Genomic DNA, 18,585 nt, shown 5'->3' on the forward strand with positions numbered 1-18,585 from the left:
CGGCCCGCCGCGGCAAGGCGGCCGGCCATGAAAAAAGCCCGTGCGATCGGATGGTCGGATCGACGGGCTTGCTGTTCTGCGGCGGCCTTCGGCAGGCTGTGGCGATGGGTGGACGCGTTGCGCAGCACTGTGCGCATTGGCGAATCTTGCCGGCCACCATCTCTTTAGCTGTTTCGGGCTGGACCCGCGTCCGCAAGCTGACTATCAAATCGACGCCCGGCCATGTTACGGCCGGGCGTCGCATCCGTCAACGAACGGACATGCCGCGGGACAGGCTTGCGGCTTACTCGTTGTTGCCCGAGCGCTGCAGGTGCAGCGCCGAGCGCTCGGTGTCGGCCGCGGTGCCGTCGCGGTCGGCCTGGCTGCGCGCGGTTTCCAGGCGGTCCAGGTAGGCCTCGTCGATATCGCCGGTGACGTAGCGGCCATCGAAGCACGAAGCATCGAAGTCCTTCAGCGCCGGATTGATGTCGCGCACCGCCTGCTTCATCGCTTCCACCTCCTGGTACACGAGCTTGTCCGCGCCGATGATCTTTGCGATCTCTTCGTGCGTGCGGCCGTGCGCCACCAGTTCACTGCGGGTCGGCATGTCGATGCCGTACACGTTGGGGAACTTCACCGGCGGCGCGGCCGAGGCGAAGATCACCTTGTTGGCCCCGGCGTCGCGCGCCATCTGCACGATCTCGAACGAGGTGGTGCCGCGCACGATCGAGTCATCGACGATCAGCACGTTCTTGCCCTTGAACTCGACGCCCATGGCGTTGAGCTTCTGGCGCACCGACTTCTTGCGCACTGCCTGGCCGGGCATGATGAAGGTACGGCCGACGTAGCGGTTCTTGAAGAAACCTTCGCGGTAGTTCACGCCCAGGCGGTTGGCCACCTGCATCGCGGCCGGGCGGCTGGAGTCGGGGATCGGCATCACCACGTCGATGTCGCCGGCCGACACTTCCTGGCGGATCTTCTCGGCCAGGTAGTCGCCCATGCGCAGGCGCGCGTCGTAGACCGGTACGCCATCGATGCACGAATCCGGGCGGGCCAGGTAGACGTACTCGAAAATGCAGGACGTCAGCGCCGGGTTGTCGGCGCACTGCTTGCTGTAGAGCTTGCCGTCCAGGTCGATGAAGATGGCCTCGCCCGCAGCCACGTCGCGCTCGAACTTGTAGCCGATGCCTTCCAGCGCCACCGATTCGGAGGCAACCATCCACTCCTTGCCCGACGGCGTCTCGACGCTGCCCAGGCACAGCGGGCGGATGCCGAACGGATCGCGCACCGCCAGCATGCCGTAGCCGGCGATCTGCGCCGCGATGGCGTACGAGCCGCGCACGCGGCGGTGCATGCCCGCAACGGCCTTGAAGATGGTTTCCGGGTCCAGCGCCATGCCGTTGCTGGCGCGCTGCAGCTCGTCGGCCAGCACGTTCAGCAGCACTTCGGTGTCGGAGTGGGTGTTGATATGGCGACGATCGCGGCGGAACATTTCCTCGCGCAGCTGTTGCCAGTTGGTCAGGTTGCCGTTATGCGCCAGGATGATGCCGTACGGGGCGTTGACGTAGAACGGCTGCGCCTCTTCCTCGCTCGAGGCCGAGCCGGCGGTCGGGTAGCGCACCTGGCCGATGCCCGCGGTGCCCGGCAGGCCGCGCATGTTGCGGGTACGGAAGACGTCGCGCACCAGGCCGTTGGCCTTGTACATGTGGAAAGTACTGCCGTTGGCGGTGGCGATGCCGGCAGCATCCTGTCCGCGGTGTTGCAACAACAGCAGGCTGTCGTAAATCAGTTGGTTGACAGGCGTGGCTGAAACCACACCGACGATACCGCACATGCCAAGCTCCCAGGAAAGGCTTTGAATCAGGGGGCGCAGCCTGGTCCGGCTAACCTTCCGGACCGCAAGGCCTGCGTACTACTGGCCGGGCACCATGCCCGGCTTCATGTCATGTCTTGACGTACTTCGCCAGCTCCGGCGGCAGCCATGGCTTTACCGATTCCATGGCCTGCATCACATAGGGACGGCTCACCGCATCGCGCCAGAACGGTTCGTCCGGCAATTTCGTCAGGCTGGCGAGCGTCACCATCACCATCACCAGCAGCGCGCCGCGCAGCAATCCGAACACCAGCCCGAGCCCGCGGTCCGCCGGCTTGAGGCCCGTGCTCTCCAGCAACTGCCCGACCACCATGCCGGCCAGCGACGCCCCGAGCACGGTGCCGATCAGCAGCACCACGAAACCCAGCGCGTGGCGTGCCAGCTCGCCGCCGGGCAGCGACTCGGGCATCCAGCCCGCGGCCACCGCGCCGTAGCGGAACGCGACCCAGAACGCCACCACCCAGCCGATCAGCGACAGCACCTCGCGCACCAGGCCGCGCAGCACGCCCAGCGCGCCCGAGGCCAGCAGGATGAAGACCACGGCGTAGTCGAAGAAAGTCGGCTGCATCGTTGCTCGCTGCCGCGCCCATGCGCCAGGCAGCGCTAGCCCTTACTGTTCGATTACCTTCGAGGTCAGGCCCGCCGCGCGCACGCGCTTGTCGGCGGCATCGGCGGCGTCGCGGTCGCTGAAGGGACCGGCGCGCAGCAGGATGCGCTCGCCGTCGGCCAGCACTTTCTTTTCCACATAGGCCGGCACCTTGCTCGCCTTGAGCTTGGCCAGCCAGGTCTTCGCCTTCTCTTCCGACGAGAACGCGCCGATCAGGATCAGGTACTTGCCGCTGCCCTGGGGCTTGGCCTCAGGCTTGGCTTCGGGCTTAGCGTCGGGCTTGGCCTCGGCGCGCTGGATGGGCTTGTCGGCGGGCTTGTCCGCCGTATTGACGATTTCCTCGCCGGCATCGAGCGCCGCCGCGTCGCTGCGGGCCGCCGGCGCCGGCGGCAGCGGGTCGGCCTTGCGCGGCTCGACGCGGGGCTTGCTGCTGCCCTGCCCGCCGCTCACCTTGACCGCGACATCGTCGGCCACCGGGCGCGGCTTGGTCTCGAACACGATCGGCAACACGATCACCGCGGCCACCACCAGCACCACGGCGCCGATCAGGCGGCGGCGCGCGCGCTGCTTCTGCGGGAATTCAGGGTCCAGCGTGTCGTCGGCATATTCGTCGGCGAGACGGCGCGACGAGGCGATGCCTGCACCGGGGTCGTTGCGCTGGCGGCGCGCACGCTCCGGTGCCGGGTCGTTGCCCTTGCGGGAAGAAAACAGCGAAAGCAGGCCCATAGATTGGTTCGGTGCGACAGCCCCCTCAGGCAGGGGCCGGTCGTTGCGTTTGCCGCTCAGTGCCAGGTCAGTTGGCTTGGGTGGCCCGGTAGGCCATCACGCCGGCGACGGTATAGAACGATCCGAAGACCAGAATTCTATCATTCTCGGTCGCTCTCTCCATGGCGTCGCGGAATGCCGCCTCCGGACTGGAAAAGCAGGCGGCGGTGGCGTCGGGGCCGGCGCGGAAACCGCCCCCCTCAAGTGTCGCCAGCACGTCGGCGGCGCTGGCGGCGCGCTCGGTCGGCAGGTCGCACAGGCACCAGTGGTCGACCTTGTCGGCCACATGCTGCAGCACGCCGGCAATATCCTTGTCCTGCATCGCGCCGAACACCGCATAGGTGTAGCGGAAGAAGCCCATGTTCTCCAGGTTCTGCCCCAGCGTGGCGGCCGCATGCGGATTATGCGCCACATCGAGGATCACCGCGGGCCGTCCCGGCAGCACCTGGAAGCGTCCCGGCAGCTCGACGAACGCCAGCCCGTTGCGCACTTCCTGCGCGCTCACCGGCAATTGCGGGCGCATGGCCTGCAGCGCGGCCAGCACGGCGGCGGCGTTCAGCAGCTGGTTGGCGCCGCGCAGCGCGGGGTAGCCCAGGCCGTTGAGCTTGCGCCCGCCACCGCTCCAGTCCCATTGCTGGCGTTCCTGGCCCTTGGCCGCGTGGAAGTGGAAATCGCGGCCCACCAGCCACAGCTCGGCGCCGATGGCCTCGGCATGCGCCACCAGCGACTTGGGCGGCACCGGGTCGCCGCAGACCGCCGGCACGCCCGGGCGGAAGATGCCGGCCTTTTCAAAGCCGATTTCCTCGCGCGTGTTGCCCAGGTACTGGGTGTGGTCGATATCGACGCTGGTGACGATGGCGCAGTCGGTATCGATCACATTGGTCGCATCCAGGCGGCCGCCCAGCCCGACTTCGAGGATGATCGCGTCCAGGCCGGAAGCCGCGAAGAAATGGATGATCGCCAGCGTGGTGAACTCGAAGTAGGTCAGGCTGACCGGGTCGGCAAAGCTGTTGCGCGCGCGCTCGACCGCCTCGAAGTGCGGCAGCAGCTGCGCGTCGGTCGCCATCTCGCCATTGAGGCGCGCCCGCTCGTTGAACGAGATCAGGTGCGGCGAGGTATGGCAGCCCACCTTGTAGCCCGCCTCCAGCAGGATGCGCTCAAGCATGGCGCAGGTCGAACCCTTGCCGTTGGTGCCACCCACGGTGAAGACCGTGGCGTCGATGCGCAGCCCGAGGGCTTCCTTGACGCGCGTGATGCGCGTCAGGCCCATGTCGATGCCCACGGGGTGGGCGGTTTCGAGATGGGTAAGCCATTCGGGCAGCGTATGGAAGACAGGCATTTCAGGTGTGCGAGGAAAGCGTTTGCTACCAGATTCGGGCAGGCGGGCGCAAAGTCAAGTGCCGGCGCCGCTGGCGTCCAGAAAAGGCGAAAGGCGCGTCAACCACCCGCGCCTTCGGTACAGCGATATTTGCGGCGTTATGCCACCGCGTCGGCCGGCTGCTTCTGCAGCAGCGCCAGCAGCTGCGCCAGTTCGGCGCGCATCTTGCGGCGATCGACGATCATGTCGACAGCGCCCTTCTGCAGCAGGAATTCCGAGCGCTGGAAGCCTTCCGGCAGCTTCTCGCGCACGGTCTGCTCGATCACGCGTGGGCCGGCAAAGCCGATCAGCGCCTTGGGCTCGGCGATCACCACGTCGCCCAGGAAGGCGAACGAGGCCGACACGCCACCCATGGTCGGGTCGGTCAGCACGCTGATGAACGGCAGCTTGCTCGCGCTCAGCTGGTTCAGCATGGCCGTGGTCTTGGCCATCTGTAGCAGCGACAGCAGGCTTTCCTGCATGCGCGCGCCGCCGGTGGCGGTAAAGCAGATGAACGGCACCTTCTGCTCGAGCGCGGCCTGCGCGCCGCGCACGAAGCGCTCGCCCACCACCGAGCCCATCGAGCCGCCCATGAACTCGAACTCGAAGCAGCTCGCCACCACCGGGATGGTGTGGATGGCACCGCCCATCACCACCATGGCGTCGGTCTCGCCGGTCTCGTCCATGGCCGCCTTGATGCGGTCCGGATACTTCTTCGAGTCCTTGAACTTGAGCGCGTCGACCGGCACGATCTCCTGGCCGATCTCATAGCGGCCTTCGGCGTCCAGCAGCGCGTCCAGGCGCGCACGCGCGTTGATGCGCATGTGGTGGTCGCACTTGGGGCAGACGTGCAGGTTGGCCTCGACGTCGGTCCGGTACAGGGTTGACTCGCACGACGGGCACTTGACCCACAACCCCTCCGGGATGCCCTTGCGGGTGCGGGGGTCGGTCTGTTGAATCTTGGGGGGCAGGAGTTTATCCAACCAGCTCATGAAAGCTCCTTTCGGATAGCTGCGCGCCGCCGGCAAACCCTGAGTCAGGGCGAACTTCGGCAGGTGGCAGGGAATCAACCCGCGAATTTACCACGGCGGGCCCGTGACCTCGAAGCGCGGCGCGCGTATTGGGCACGCCGCGTCACTTCTTGATTCCTGCCAGGCAGTGATTAGGTCACTTGGCGTCCAGCGCCTGGCGGATCTCCGCGATAAACGCCTGCAGCGTTGCCACCGCCTGCTCGCGCGGCGTGTCTTCCAGCAACTGCACCAGGCGGCTGCCGATCACCACCGCGTCGGACACGCTGCCGATCGCGCGCGCGGTCTGCGCGTCGCGGATGCCGAAGCCCACGCCCACCGGCAGGTTGGCGTGCTGCTTGATCAGCGGCAGGCGTGACGCCACGCTGTCCAGGTCGATCGATGCGGAGCCGGTCACGCCCTTGAGCGAGACATAGTAAAGATAGCCGCTGGCGACCTTGGCCACCGCCTCGATGCGCGCATCGGTGGAGGTCGGCGCCAGCAGGAAGATCGGGTCCATGCCATGGTCGCGCATCAGCGCGGCGAACGACTCGCACTCCTCGGGCGGATAGTCGACCACCAGCACGCCATCCACGCCGGCCGCGCTCGCGGCCTTGGCAAAGGCCTCTTCGCCCATGCGCTCGATCGGGTTGGCGTAGCCCATCAGCACCACCGGGGTCTCGGCATTGGCCTGGCGGAACTCGCGCACCCACTGCAGCACCTGGGTCAGCGACACGCCCTGCGCCAGCGCGCGCTCGGAGGCGCGCTGGATCACCGGGCCGTCGGCCATCGGGTCGGAGAACGGCACGCCCAGCTCGATCACGTCGGCGCCGCCCGCCACCAGCGCGTGCATCAGCGCCACGGTCAGGCCGGGCTCGGGATCGCCGGCGGTGATGAACGGAATCAGGCCCTTTTTCTGCTGCGCGGCCAGTGCCGCGAACGTCTTCTGGATACGGGACATATCAGGGAATCAGGTGAGGCCGCGGCGCCGGCGAGGCGTCGTCGTTGGCGGCGGCCGGGGTTGGGGTGACGTCAGGCTCGATCGCGGGCATGGCTTGCGCGGCCGCAGCCACGCGCCCGCACGCCACCTGCACGTACTCCGGGTTGATCTCGTAGCCGACAAAGCGGCGGCCGTGGCGCAGGCACGCCACCGCGGTGGTGCCGCTGCCCGCGAACGGGTCCAGCACCAGGCCGCCCGGCGGGCAACTCGACAGCACCATGCGCTCGACGATCTCCAGCGGCTTCTGCGTCGGGTGGTTGGCGCGTTCGGGGTCCTGCCGGTGGATGCGCGAGATGCTCCACAGGTCCTTGGGGTTGTAGCCCACCTCCAGCCACTTCTTGCCCTCGAAGCGCGGACGGCTGCGCGCCTTCTTGGTCTCGGGGTCGTACGGGATGCGGACCGGGTCGAGATCGAAGTAGTAGTCGCGCGCCTTGGCAAAGAAGCCGATGTTGTCGTGCACCGACGAGAACTTGCGCGTGGTGCCGCCCATGCTGGGCACGCGGCGGTCCCAGATGATCTCGTTGATCATCGTCAGGCGCCGCTTGAGCATCACGAACAGCTCCGGCGAGTACTGCCAGGTGCAGAACAGGTAGAGCGTGCCCTTGGGCGCGAGCTTGGGCACGACCGCGTCCATCCAGCGCTCGGACCAGTCCAGGTAGGCCTGGCCCGACAGCAGGTCGGAATCGTTGCCGTAGTCCTTGCCCAGGCCGTACGGCGGATCGGCGACGATCAGGTCGACCGAGCCGTCCGGCAGGCGGGCAATGCCCTCGAACATGTCTTCCTGGAACAAGTGCAGCGGCGGCGCGTCAATCGCGCCAGGCAAGCAGTCGGGCCCGCCGACGGCAAGGCCCTGGGGGTGGGGCAGCGCGCGCATCAGAGCTTGAGCCCCGCGCGCTCGGCCACGGTATGCATGTCCTTGTCGCCGCGTCCGGACAGGTTCACCAGCAGCAGCTTGTCCTTGGGCAGCGTGGGCGCCAGCTTGCACGCGTAGGCGATCGCATGGCTCGATTCCAGCGCCGGGATGATGCCCTCGATGCGGCAGCAGTCGTGGAAGGCCTTGAGCGCTTCCTCGTCGGTGATCGGCACGTACTGCGCGCGGCCACTGTCCTTGAGCCAGGCATGTTCGGGGCCGACGCCGGGGTAGTCCAGGCCGGCCGAGACCGAATGCGTCTCGATGATCTGGCCGTTGTCGTCCTGCAGCAGGTAGGTGCGGTTGCCGTGCAGCACGCCAGGCGTGCCGCCGGTCAGCGAAGCCGCGTGGCGGCCGGTGTCCAGGCCATCGCCGGCGGCTTCCACGCCGATCAGCTGCACGTCCTGGTGCTCGATGTACGGATAGAAGATGCCCATGGCATTGGAGCCGCCGCCCACGCACGCGATCACGGCATCCGGCTGGCGGCCGGCCAGCTCGGGCATCTGCACCTTGGCCTCCTCGCCGATCACGCACTGGAAGTCGCGCACCATCATCGGGTACGGGTGCGGGCCGGCCACGGTGCCGATGATGTAGAAGGTGTTCTCGACGTTGGTGACCCAGTCGCGCATGGCTTCATTGAGCGCGTCCTTGAGCGTGCGCGAGCCGCTTTCCACCGGCACCACGGTCGCGCCCAGCAGTTTCATGCGGTAGACGTTCGCGGCCTGGCGCTTGACGTCCTCGGCGCCCATGTAGACCACGCATTCCATGCCGAAGCGGGCGGCGATGGTGGCCGTGGCCACGCCATGCTGCCCTGCCCCGGTCTCGGCGATCACGCGCGGCTTGCCCATGCGCTTGGCCAGCAGCGCCTGGCCGATGACGTTGTTGATCTTGTGCGCGCCGGTGTGGTTCAGGTCTTCGCGCTTGAAGTAGATCTGCGCGCCGCCGAGGGTCTCGCTCCAGCGCTGCGCGTGGTAGATCGGCGACGGGCGGCCGACGAAGTGCTTCAGCTCGCGGCGGAATTCGGCATCGAACTCCGGATCCTTCTGGTAGTGCGCATAGGCTTCGCGCAGTTCGTCCAGCGCGTGGACCAGCGTCTCGGAAACGAAGGTGCCGCCATAGGGGCCGAAATGGCCACGGGAATCGGGCAGGTCGTACATGTCTAGGCTCTTCGGAACAGCGGCCTTGCCTCGCTCGGCAGGGCTCGCCTGGTTGACTGGGTGCGCGATGCCAGCAATGGTTCTGGTCATAGCGGCGGGCGCGGTATGGGGAAGGGATCGGGCTTCGACCCGGCTCATCCTGCGCTGGCGCTGCGGACAGCGCGCACGAATTCGGCAATGCGGGCGTGGTCTTTCACGCCCTTGGCGGCCTCTACCCCGCTGCTGACGTCCACAGCATAGGGCCGCACGCGTTCAATCGCGCCAGCGACGTTTTGCGCGTTCAACCCACCACTCAAAACGATGCGAGGAGCGCCGCTTGCGTTCGGGTTGCCGGTTGCCGGAACCGGAGGATTGGGCGGAAGCCATGCCGGAGGAATCAGGGTCCAGTCGAAGACGTGGCCGCCACCGCCGTAGCCTTCGACGAAGGCATCGAGCAGCAAGGCAGCGGCATCACGGTATTGGTCGGCAAATTCTACCAAATCGAGCCCCGGACGGACACGGGCGGCGCGCAGGAACGGCAGCCGGCAGCGCTGGGCGGCCTGGGTGCAGAACTGCGGGGTTTCGTCGCCGTGCAGCTGCAGCAGCGTCAGCGGCACGCGCTCGGCCACGTGGGCGATGTCTTCCAGTTCGGCGTTGACGAACAGTCCCGTCACCGCGACGAACGGCCCGGCGGCCTCGGCCAGCGCCGCGGCTTGCGCCACGTCGACGTAGCGGGGGCTCTTCGGGTAGAACACCAGCCCGATCGCGTCCGCGCCGGCGTCGACGGCGGCGCGCACGTCGTCTTCGCGGGTCAGGCCGCAGATCTTGATGCGGGTGCGCTGCGGCAGGTGCGCCGCACTGCCCTCAGGCTGCGTCATCGAACACTCCATGGAACAGGCTCGCGGACGGGTCGGCCGCGGGGATCGGGTAAGCATCAGGATACTTGACCCCGACCAGGTAGAGGCCATCCGGCATGAACGTGGGCGCCGCCAGCTTGCGGTCGCGCCCGGCGAGCACCTGCGCGAGCCACTGCGGCGGGTAGCGGCGCCGGCCCACCGCCACCAGGCAGCCCATCAGGTTGCGCACCATATGGTGCAGGAAGGCGCTGGCGCGAAAGCGCAGGAACACCCAGTTGCCGTCGTCGCGGATGGTGACGTCGTACATGGTCTTGACCGGCGACTTGGCCTGGCATTCGGCGGCGCGGAACGCGGAAAAGTCGTGCTCGCCGATCAGGTGCGCCGCGGCTTCGCGCATGGCGTCCACGTCGAGGCGTTGTCCGGGCGGCAGCATCTGGTAGCCGGCGCGGCCATGAACCATTGGCACCCGGTGCGGACCGGTGTAGAGCGCGTAGTAGTACATGCGCTCATAGGCCAGGAAGCGGGCATGGAAGCCTTCGTCGACCGGCAGCGCCCACTGCAGCGCGATCGACCGCGGCAGGAAGGCATTGACGCCACGCACCCAGGAGAAGGGCTCGCGTTCCAGCCCGGTATCCAGGTGGATCACCTGCCCCAGCGCGTGCACGCCGGCATCGGTGCGCCCCGCCACGGTGGTCAGCAGGCGCACGCCGGCAAAGCGCTCGATGGCGTCTTCGAGGTGATCCTGCACGGTATTGCGGTGCGGCTGCGACTGCCACCCGGAAAAGGCGGCGCCGTCGTAGTGCAGGCCAAGTGCGATGCGGTTCATGTCAGGGGAAAAAGCATGGCGGCGAGCAGGCGATGCGCGCCGGAAAAGCAAATGCGCCGGAAGGGACGCTTCCGGCGCATCGCTTCAGGCCGCGGCAGCGCGTGCCGCGGCGGACCGTCAATGATAGCTCAGGCCACTTCCAGCAGCAGCGAACGGGCCTCGGCCTGCAGCGGGTCCTGCGACTGCTCGACCACTTCCTGCAGCAGCTCGCGGGCCCCTTCCTTGTCGCCGATCTCGATATAGGCGCGTGCCAGGTCGAGCTTGATCTGCATGTCGCGCCCGCCGTCGAAGCCATCGGTCGACAGCGTGCTGGGCGAAACGCCGCGGGCCGTGTCGGGATTGGTTTCGTCCGGTACACGCGACAGGTCGATCGGCGCAGCCAGCTTGCCGTCGCGCAGCAGGGTGGTCGCTGGCAGCGGCGCGAAAGCCTCGTCCGCCGCGACCGGCGCATCACTGTTGGCCGACGGCCCACTGCCCAGGTCCAGCGAAAGGGCCGACATGTCGAACTCCAGCGGCCGCGAGCGCGTCGGCGTGTCCAGGCGCGGCACGTCGTGCGCGTGCTCGTCCGCCAGCGGGTCGCTGGCACGGGCCGGGAAGTCCAGGTCCAGTCCGCCGTCCAGGCGCACCGCCGGCTCGGTCGGGTCCGAATCCGCACCGAACATCATTGCCGCCGACGCCGGCGCCACGATCGGGTCGCCCGCCGCGGGCGCCGGGAAGGCGTCCAGCGGCAACGCCAGGTCGCCCAGCGAGGGCTCCAGGCGCGGGATCGAAGCCGGATCCTGCGACGGGTCCTGTGTGCGCCACTGGTCCGTCGCCGGCGAGGCCGTATCCGGACCCGCGGCCTCCGGCGTCACCGCCAGGTACATCGCGTTGCCCGGCTCGAGCGCGCGCCCCATTTCCGCTGCCTTCAGCCATTCCGCACCGTGCCCGCCGGTCTGGGCGAACATTTCTTCTGCTATCACGCGGAAACCTTCCACATCCTGTCTGTTGCTGTAAATCTCCAGGAGCTTGAGCCGCACCGACTGCTGCTCCGGGCTTTTCTCCAGGGCTTCGCGCAGGATTTCCTCCGCCTGCACATCGCGCCCGTAGGCGATATAGACCTCGGCCTCGGCGATCGGGTCGACCTCGTTGGCTTCCGGCGTGTTGTTGCCGATGCGGAAGTCGGCACCGAACACGCTGTGCTGCGAGGTATCGACACTCTGGCCGCCGGCGGCACCGAACAGCGAATTGGTGCCGGCCATCACCGTGCTTTCCTGCGACAGGATGCTGTCGCCGAAGCCGGTCGCCTCGCCTTCCTTCTGCTGGCGGCGGCGGCGATAGATCGCGTAGACGCCGAGCAGCGCCACCACCAGGCCGCCGCCGGGCAGCAGCAGCGGGTTGGCCAGCAGGCCGTCAAGGAACGACGGCTCCTGCACCGGTGCGGGCGGGGCCACCACGGGCGGCGCCGGCTTGGCTGCCGGGGCCGATGCCGGCGCGGCAGCCGCTGCTGCGGCCTGCGGCGCCGAAGCCCCGGCGGCTGCCACCGCCGGCGCTGCGGCAGCAGCGGCACTGGCGGCGGCATCCGGCACGGCGGCGGCAGTGGCTGCTGCCGCTGCCGCTGCCGCTGCCGGTTCAGCGGCATCGGCCTTTGGCGCCTGGGCAGCCACCACGTTCGGTGCGGCTGCTTCCGGCTTGGCCACCGCGGCCGCCTTTTCCTTCTCCTTTTCCTTGTCAGCCAGCGCAGCCTGGTTGGTCTGGCTCAGCTTGGCGATCTCGGCGTTCTTCAGCTCGAGCAGCTTCTGCATGTCGCCGATATTCTTTTCCAGCTGCGCCAGGCGCGCCTCGGCTTCCTTGACCTGGCGCTCGCGCGCGACGTTGGCTTCGGCCTTGGCGGCAGCATCGGCCTGCGCGCCCCGCTCGCCCTTGCTCAGCTTCAGCTCGTCGCGTGGGCCATCGGTCGGGGCGGCCTGTTCCTGCACGCGCGCCGTCACGTTGCCGGACTGCTGGCGGCCGCTGTCGGGTACGACCGACTTGGCCGCGGCGGCACTCGCCAGGCGGCTGCGATAGGCGTCGAAGCCCTGCGTGCGCGCCACCACCTCGCGGCGCGCCTCCTTCGGCGTGACGGACTGCGCCTGTTGCTGGGTCGGCACCTGCAGCACCGCGCCGCTGCGCAGCCGGTTCATGTTGCCGCCGATAAAGGCGTTGGGATTGTTGCGGTAGAGCGCGACCAGCATCTGGTCCAGCGACACCGATTCGGCGCCCTGTACGGCTTCGCCGGCAATCCCGTACAGCGTATCGCCGCGCTTGACGGTATAGCCACTGCCCGGCGCCGTGTCGGCGCTGGCGGCGGGCGCGGACGGCGCGCGCCTGGCCTGCCGTGCGGGACGCACCGGCGCTGCCGGACGGGCGGATTCTGCGGCGGGCGCGGCCCCCTGTGCGGCTCCCGGTGCGGCCGCCTGCGGCGCCGCCGCAGCCGCGGGCTGTTGCGCGGTGGCGGGCGAAGCGTCGGGCGTTGCAGCCTGCACCACCGTCGAAGGCGAATAGCTCTCGTTGGAAGGCTTGACCCCGGCGGGATCAAGCAGGAATGTGTAGGCGCGCGAAACCTTGCCGCTGGCCCAGCTCATGTCGACCAGGATATCGACGAACGGCTCGCTGATCGGCTGCGTCGAACGGACCTTGGCGACATAGCTGCCGTTCGGGCGGCGCTCGATCTCCAGCCGCAGCGTGCTGACCGCGGGCTGGTAGATCAGCCCGGCCGCGGCGTACGCCCCAGGCGACGCCAGCTTGACGTTCAGCGCGGCGGCCTCATCGGGTGTGACCCCGCTGATGTCGATCTCAGCCTGCAGCGGCTGCCCCAGATTCGACTGAACCCGCAATTGCCCGAACCCCGCGGCATATGCGGCCGGCTGCGCAAGCAGCAGACCCAGTGCCGTGACGGCCAGCGTTGACCAGCGCTGACGGGCAGTAGGCGCATCTTTCCGGCGATGTTGGCTCACACTCACCTTATGCTCCGTTATGTTTTAGTAGCGATATACATCGACAAACCGACCCCATAGACAGGTCCGTCAAGCTGGCGGGGCATTCTGATTGCACCCCTTGACCAACAGGCGCCGACCCCTGCGGGCCGGGGCGCATGCCGCCGTATTGTGACGCATCGCCCGGGAAAATAGGCGTCCGGATACAACAACGCCGCGCGTGGGCGCGGCGTTGTCGGCAAAGTGGTCTTTTCTGTTGCCTGGCTGCAACGGACGCAACCAGGCACGCAGCTATCAGCCACCCATCACGATTCGATCAGGATACGCAGCATGCGGCGCAGCGGCTCGGCCGCGCCCCACAGCAGCTGGTCGCCGACCGTGAAGGCCGACAGGTACTCGCCGCCCATCTGCATCTTGCGCAGGCGGCCGACCGGGATCGTCAGCGTGCCGGTCACGGCCGCCGGGGTCAGGTCGGTCATGCTGGCTTCACGCGTGTTTGGCACCACCTTGGCCCACTGGTTGTGGGCCGCCAGCATGCCTTCGATCTCGTCCAGCGGCACGTCGCGGCGCAGCTTGATGGTCAGCGCCTGCGAGTGGCAGCGCATCGCGCCGATGCGGACGCACAGGCCGTCGACGGCGATCGGCGTGGCGCCGGTCGCACCCAGGAAGCCCTCGCCACGGCCCAGGATCTTGTTGGTCTCGGCGCCGCCCTTCCATTCTTCCTTGGACTGGCCGTTGCCCAGGTCCTTGTCGATCCAGGGGATCAGGTTGCCGGCCAGCGGCACGCCGAACTGCTTGGTTTCCTCGGCGGACAGGCCATGCTGGGTCGCCAGGATCTGGCGGTCGATTTCCAGGATGGCCGACGCCGGGTCATCCAGCAGCGGCTTGACCGACGCGTTCAGCGTGCCGAACTGCGTCAGCAGCTCGCGCATGTGCTGGGCGCCGCCGCCCGAAGCGGCCTGGTAGGTCATCGAGGTCATCCATTCGACCATGTCGGCCTGGAACAGGCCGCCCAGGCCAATCAGCATGCAGCTGACCGTGCAGTTGCCGCCGATGAAATTCTTGACGCCCTTGGACAGCGCGTCCTTGATCACACCCTGGTTGACCGGATCCAGCACGATGATGGCATCGTCCTTCATGCGCAGCGACGAGGCCGCGTCGATCCAGTAGCCCTTCCAGCCAGCCGCGCGCAGCTTGGGGAAGACCTCGTTGGTGTAGTCGCCGCCCTGGGCGGTCAGCACCACGTCGCACTTCTTCAGTGCCTCGATGTCGTTGGCATCCTTGAGCGTGGTTTCGTTCTTGGCCATGGCGGGCGCCTTGCCGCCGGCGTTGGACGTGCTGAAGAAGACGGGCTCGATGTGGTCGAAATCACGCTCTTCCTGCATGCGCTGCATCAGGACGCTGCCGACCATACCCCGCCAACCGACGAGACCTACAATCATGATTTACCTCGGATGTGATTTTTACTTCCCCGCCATTTTCCTCGCCCGGCGTGGCTGCGCGGGGAAGACGGGCAGGCACGACGAACGGATCTAGGCGATCGCGGTTTTAATGATGGTTTTAATCGTCGTTGCGGTCTGGCCGAGCGAAATCGTGCCGACCGGGCCGCGGGTGGCGGTCAGGGCGACAACAGCAGTCAGGGTGGACTGGGAAAATCGGGCCATTCGCAGAGTCTACACGATTTTGCGGCGCCGCCGCAGCGTGCAAATTAGGGACAAATAAAACAAAGGGCACCGCGCCGGCGGTGCCCTTTTGCGTGTGACTTACAGTGCGGCCAGAACGGCCTCTCCCATCTCGCGGGTGCCGACCTGCTTGCAGCCCGGCGTCAGGATGTCGCCGGTGCGATAGCCCTGAGCCAGCACCTTCTTGACGGCGTTCTCGATGCGGTCGGCCTGCTCGGCGCGGTTCAGCGAGTACCGCAGCATCATCGCCGCCGACAGGATGGTGGCCAGCGGATTGGCCACGCCCTTGCCGGCGATGTCCGGCGCCGAGCCGTGCGAAGGCTCATACAGGCCTTTGTTGTTCGCATCCAGCGACGCCGACGGCAGCATGCCGATCGAGCCGGTCAGCATGGCGGCCTCGTCCGACAGGATGTCGCCGAACATGTTGCCGGTGACGATCACGTCGAAGCTCTTGGGCGCCTTGACCAGCTGCATGGCCGCGTTGTCGACATACATGTGCGACAGCTCGACTTCCGGATATTCCTTGCTGACATCGATCACGATGTCCTTCCAGAACTGGAAGGTCTCGAGCACGTTGGCCTTGTCGACGCTGCACAGCTTCTTGCCGCGCTTGGCCGCGGCCTGGAACGCCACATGCGCGATGCGGCGGATTTCCGGCTCGCTGTAGCGCATGGTGTCGAAGGCTTCGCGCGCGCCCTTGAACAGGCCGTCCGGCGCTTCGCGCAGGCCGCGCGGCTGGCCGAAGTAGATGTCGCCGTTCAGCTCACGGACGATCAGGATGTCCAGGCCGGCCACCAGCTCGGGCTTCAGGCTCGAGGCACCGGTCAGTTCCGGGTAGCAGATCGCCGGACGGAAGTTGGCGAACAGCTGCAGGTGCTTGCGCAGGCCCAGGATGGCCTGCTCGGGGCGCAGCGGGCGCTCCAGGCTGTCGTACTTCCAGTCGCCGACGGCGCCGAACAGGATGGCGTCGGCCTCCTTGGCCAGCTTCAGCGTGTTCTCCGGCAGCGGATGGCCTTCGGCCTCGTAGCCGGCGCCGCCCACGGGCGCGGTTTCGAGTTCGAACTTCTCGTCGAGCGCGTTCAGGACCTTGACGGCCTCTGCAACGATTTCGGGACCGATGCCGTCACCCGGCAGGACTGCGATCTTCATTGTTGTCTTCCTCGGTTGAGTCTTATCCGACCAGGCGGTTGTTCAGCCACGGCATCTTCGCCACGCGCTCGGCCTCGTAGGCCTTGATCTTGTCGGCATGGCGCAGGGTCAGGCCGATATCGTCGAAGCCATTCAGCATGCAGTACTTGCGGAACGGGGCAATGTCGAATTCATAGCCCTGGCCCGACGGTGTGATCACGGCCTGCTTGTCCAGGTCGATGGTCAGCTGGTAGCCGTTGAACGCGTTGGTCTCGTTGAACAGGTGGTCGACCTGCTGCTCGCTCAACACCACCGGCAGCAAGCCGTTCTTGTAGCAGTTGTTGAAGAAGATATCGGCAAAGCTGGGCGCGATCACGGCGCGGAAGCCGTATTGCGTCAGCGCCCACGGCGCGTGCTCGCGCGAACTGCCGCAGCCGAAGTTGCGGCGCGCCAGCAGGATCGATGCCCCCTGGTAGCGCTGCTGGTTCAGCACGAAATCCGGGTTCAGCGGACGCTTGCTGTTGTCCATGCCGGGCTCGCCGACATCCTTGTAGCGCCACTCGTCGAACAGGTTGGGGCCAAAGCCGGTGCGCTTGATCGACTTCAGGAACTGCTTCGGGATGATGGCGTCGGTGTCGACGTTCTCGCGGTCGAGCGGAGCCACGAGGCCGCTGTGTACAGTGAACTTGTCCATGTCTCTTTCCTTACTTCTTGGCCGCGCGCTCGAGCGAGCTGCCGGCGGCCTGCGTGTCCTTGCCCAGGCCGGCCATGGTGTTGCAGCCAGCCAGCTGCAGCATGCCCAGGCATGCCAGCCATGCGATCAGGGTCCTTTTCATCTGCCGCGCTCCGCTCAGCCCAGCTTGCGGATGTCGACGAAATGGCCTTCGATGGCGGCAGCCGCTGCCATCGCCGGGCTCACCAGGTGGGTACGGCCACCGGCGCCCTGACGGCCTTCGAAGTTGCGGTTCGAGGTCGACGCGCAGCGCTCGCCCGGATCGAGGCGGTCGGCGTTCATGGCCAGGCACATCGAGCAGCCCGGCTCGCGCCATTCAAAGCCGGCGGCCTTGAAGATCTTGTCCAGGCCTTCGCGCTCGGCCTGTTCCTTGACCAGGCCCGAACCCGGCACCACCAGCGCCAGCTTGACGTTGGATGCGATCTTGCGGCCCAGCTTCTGCACCACCCACGCGGCGGCGCGCATGTCTTCGATACGGCTGTTGGTGCACGAGCCGATGAAGACCTTGTCGATACTGATGCTCTCCACCGGCACGTTGGGCTGCAGGCCCATGTATTCCAGCGCGCGCTCCATGGCGTTGCGCTTGGTCGAGTCCTTTTCCTTCTCGGGATCCGGCACGCGGTCTTCGATGCTGATGACCATTTCCGGCGAGGTGCCCCAGGTCACCTGCGGGCGGATCTCTTCGGCACGCAGCTCGACCACCTGGTCGAATTTGGCGCCCGCATCCGAATGCAGCGTGCGCCAGTAGGCCACGGCCTGCTCCCACTCCACACCCTGCGGCGCGTACGGGCGGCCCTTGACGTATTCCAGCGTGACGTCGTCCACCGCCACCAGGCCGGCGCGCGCGCCCGCTTCGATGGCCATGTTGCAGACCGTCATGCGGCCTTCCATGGTCAGGTCGCGGATGGCCGAGCCGGCAAACTCGATGGTGTAGCCGGTGCCGCCGGCGGTACCGATCTTGCCGATGATGGCGAGCACGATGTCCTTGGCGGTGCAGCCGCGCGGCAGCTTGCCTTCCACCCTGACCAGCATGTTCTTTGCCTTCTTGCCCAGCAGCGTCTGCGTGGCCAGCACGTGCTCGACTTCAGAGGTGCCGATGCCGTGCGCCAGCGCGCCGAAGGCGCCGTGCGTGCTGGTATGCGAGTCGCCGCACACCACCGTCATGCCCGGCAGCGTCGCGCCCTGCTCCGGCCCGATCACGTGCACGATGCCCTGGCGGTGGTCGGTCATCTTGAACTGGGTGATGCCGAAGCTGTCGCAGTTGGCATCCAGCGTATCGACCTGCAGCTTCGACACCGGGTCGGCGATCCCCTGGCTGCGGTCGGTGGTCGGCACGTTATGGTCCGAGACGGCCAGGTTCGCGCTGATGCGCCATACCGGACGCTCCGCCATCTTCAGGCCTTCGAACGCCTGCGGGCTGGTCACTTCATGCAGCAGGTGGCGGTCGATGTAGAGCAGCGTGGTGCCGTCTTCCTCGACGTGGACGGTGTGGTCATCCCAGAGTTTGTCGTAGAGCGTCTTGGCCATGATGCGATGGCGGACCGAATGACCGCTCCCTTGCAGGAGAGGCCGCGGTGACCGCGCAGTAGTTTGCAGGGGTTTTTGTTCGCTTCGGTCGCGGTGGCGAACACGGGCGTCGATAGCGTGATTGCGATGATCGCGCCGGAAGCCGCCTGAAGCGAGCGTTATTTCAAGCGTTGCTGCAATGCTTGACTTGGCAATCGATTATGCCACAGGGGATATGGGGATCAGCGCCCTGCCCGGCCGGGAC

17 protein-coding genes are annotated in these 18,585 nt (G+C 67.2%); all 17 read right to left on the bottom strand.

All coding sequences use genetic code 11. From position 1 onward, the window contains the following. Window positions 1-283: 283 nt before the first annotated feature. The 17 genes from purF to leuC all read right to left on the bottom strand — a co-directional run bounded on the left by purF (window position 284) and on the right by leuC (window position 18,341). Entirely contained in the window at window positions 284-1,813 is a 1,530-nt protein-coding gene (gene purF, locus E0W60_RS22360; protein ID WP_133095500.1) for an amidophosphoribosyltransferase, read from the bottom strand. Window positions 1,814-1,922: 109 nt separating this feature from the next. Then, complete coding sequence (locus E0W60_RS22365; RefSeq protein ID WP_135705581.1) at window positions 1,923-2,420, bottom strand: CvpA family protein; 498 nt, start codon at window positions 2,418-2,420, stop codon at window positions 1,923-1,925. 42 nt (window positions 2,421-2,462) lie between these two features. After that, window positions 2,463-3,185, bottom strand: coding sequence for an SPOR domain-containing protein (locus E0W60_RS22370; RefSeq protein ID WP_133095499.1), 723 nt, complete (start codon window positions 3,183-3,185; stop codon window positions 2,463-2,465). 67 nt (window positions 3,186-3,252) lie between these two features. After that, the gene (gene folC, locus E0W60_RS22375) at window positions 3,253-4,563 is read right to left on the bottom strand and encodes a bifunctional tetrahydrofolate synthase/dihydrofolate synthase (protein ID WP_133095498.1); all 1,311 of its coding nucleotides are present in this window, start codon (window positions 4,561-4,563) and stop codon (window positions 3,253-3,255) included. A 137-nt stretch (window positions 4,564-4,700) separates the two neighbouring features. Beyond that, window positions 4,701-5,573 (bottom strand): acetyl-CoA carboxylase, carboxyltransferase subunit beta, encoded by an 873-nt coding sequence (gene accD, locus E0W60_RS22380; protein WP_133095497.1) that lies wholly within the window; start codon window positions 5,571-5,573, stop codon window positions 4,701-4,703. Window positions 5,574-5,748: 175 nt separating this feature from the next. Then, window positions 5,749-6,549, bottom strand: a complete 801-nt coding sequence (gene trpA, locus E0W60_RS22385; protein WP_133095496.1) for a tryptophan synthase subunit alpha — start codon at window positions 6,547-6,549, stop codon at window positions 5,749-5,751. Window position 6,550: 1 nt separating this feature from the next. After that, window positions 6,551-7,462: a DNA-methyltransferase gene (locus tag E0W60_RS22390; RefSeq protein ID WP_133095495.1), complete on the bottom strand. Its 912-nt coding sequence runs from the start codon at window positions 7,460-7,462 to the stop codon at window positions 6,551-6,553. Next, complete coding sequence (trpB, locus tag E0W60_RS22395; protein WP_116346157.1) at window positions 7,462-8,655, bottom strand: tryptophan synthase subunit beta; 1,194 nt, start codon at window positions 8,653-8,655, stop codon at window positions 7,462-7,464. The genes E0W60_RS22390 and trpB overlap by 1 nt, the downstream gene beginning before the upstream one ends. A gap of 134 nt (window positions 8,656-8,789) precedes the next feature. Beyond that, entirely contained in the window at window positions 8,790-9,512 is a 723-nt protein-coding gene (locus E0W60_RS22400; RefSeq protein WP_135705582.1) for a phosphoribosylanthranilate isomerase, read from the bottom strand. Continuing rightward, the gene (gene truA / locus E0W60_RS22405; protein WP_133095493.1) at window positions 9,499-10,317 is read right to left on the bottom strand and encodes a tRNA pseudouridine(38-40) synthase TruA; all 819 of its coding nucleotides are present in this window, start codon (window positions 10,315-10,317) and stop codon (window positions 9,499-9,501) included. Before truA ends, E0W60_RS22400 begins: the two co-directional genes overlap by 14 nt. A 128-nt stretch (window positions 10,318-10,445) precedes the next feature. Further along, entirely contained in the window at window positions 10,446-13,298 is a 2,853-nt protein-coding gene (locus tag E0W60_RS22410) for a FimV/HubP family polar landmark protein (RefSeq protein WP_135705583.1), read from the bottom strand. 278 nt (window positions 13,299-13,576) lie between these two features. Beyond that, window positions 13,577-14,713, bottom strand: a complete 1,137-nt coding sequence (gene asd / locus E0W60_RS22415; protein WP_133098515.1) for an aspartate-semialdehyde dehydrogenase — start codon at window positions 14,711-14,713, stop codon at window positions 13,577-13,579. 90 nt (window positions 14,714-14,803) lie between these two features. Next, a complete protein-coding gene (locus E0W60_RS38105; RefSeq protein ID WP_012353360.1) occupies window positions 14,804-14,935 on the bottom strand; it encodes a hypothetical protein in 132 nt (43 codons plus the stop codon). Window positions 14,936-15,034: 99 nt separating this feature from the next. Next, window positions 15,035-16,102, bottom strand: a complete 1,068-nt coding sequence (gene leuB, locus E0W60_RS22420) for a 3-isopropylmalate dehydrogenase (RefSeq protein ID WP_133098516.1) — start codon at window positions 16,100-16,102, stop codon at window positions 15,035-15,037. Window positions 16,103-16,124: 22 nt separating this feature from the next. Beyond that, window positions 16,125-16,775 (bottom strand): 3-isopropylmalate dehydratase small subunit, encoded by a 651-nt coding sequence (leuD, locus tag E0W60_RS22425; protein WP_133098517.1) that lies wholly within the window; start codon window positions 16,773-16,775, stop codon window positions 16,125-16,127. Between the two features lie 10 nt (window positions 16,776-16,785). Beyond that, a complete protein-coding gene (locus tag E0W60_RS22430) occupies window positions 16,786-16,917 on the bottom strand; it encodes an entericidin A/B family lipoprotein (protein WP_116322288.1) in 132 nt (43 codons plus the stop codon). Window positions 16,918-16,931: 14 nt separating this feature from the next. Next, entirely contained in the window at window positions 16,932-18,341 is a 1,410-nt protein-coding gene (gene leuC, locus E0W60_RS22435; protein WP_133098518.1) for a 3-isopropylmalate dehydratase large subunit, read from the bottom strand. Between the last annotated feature and the right edge of the window lie 244 nt (window positions 18,342-18,585).

Source organism: Cupriavidus oxalaticus, assembly GCF_004768545.1.
Classification (GTDB): Bacteria; Pseudomonadota; Gammaproteobacteria; order Burkholderiales; family Burkholderiaceae; genus Cupriavidus; species Cupriavidus oxalaticus_A.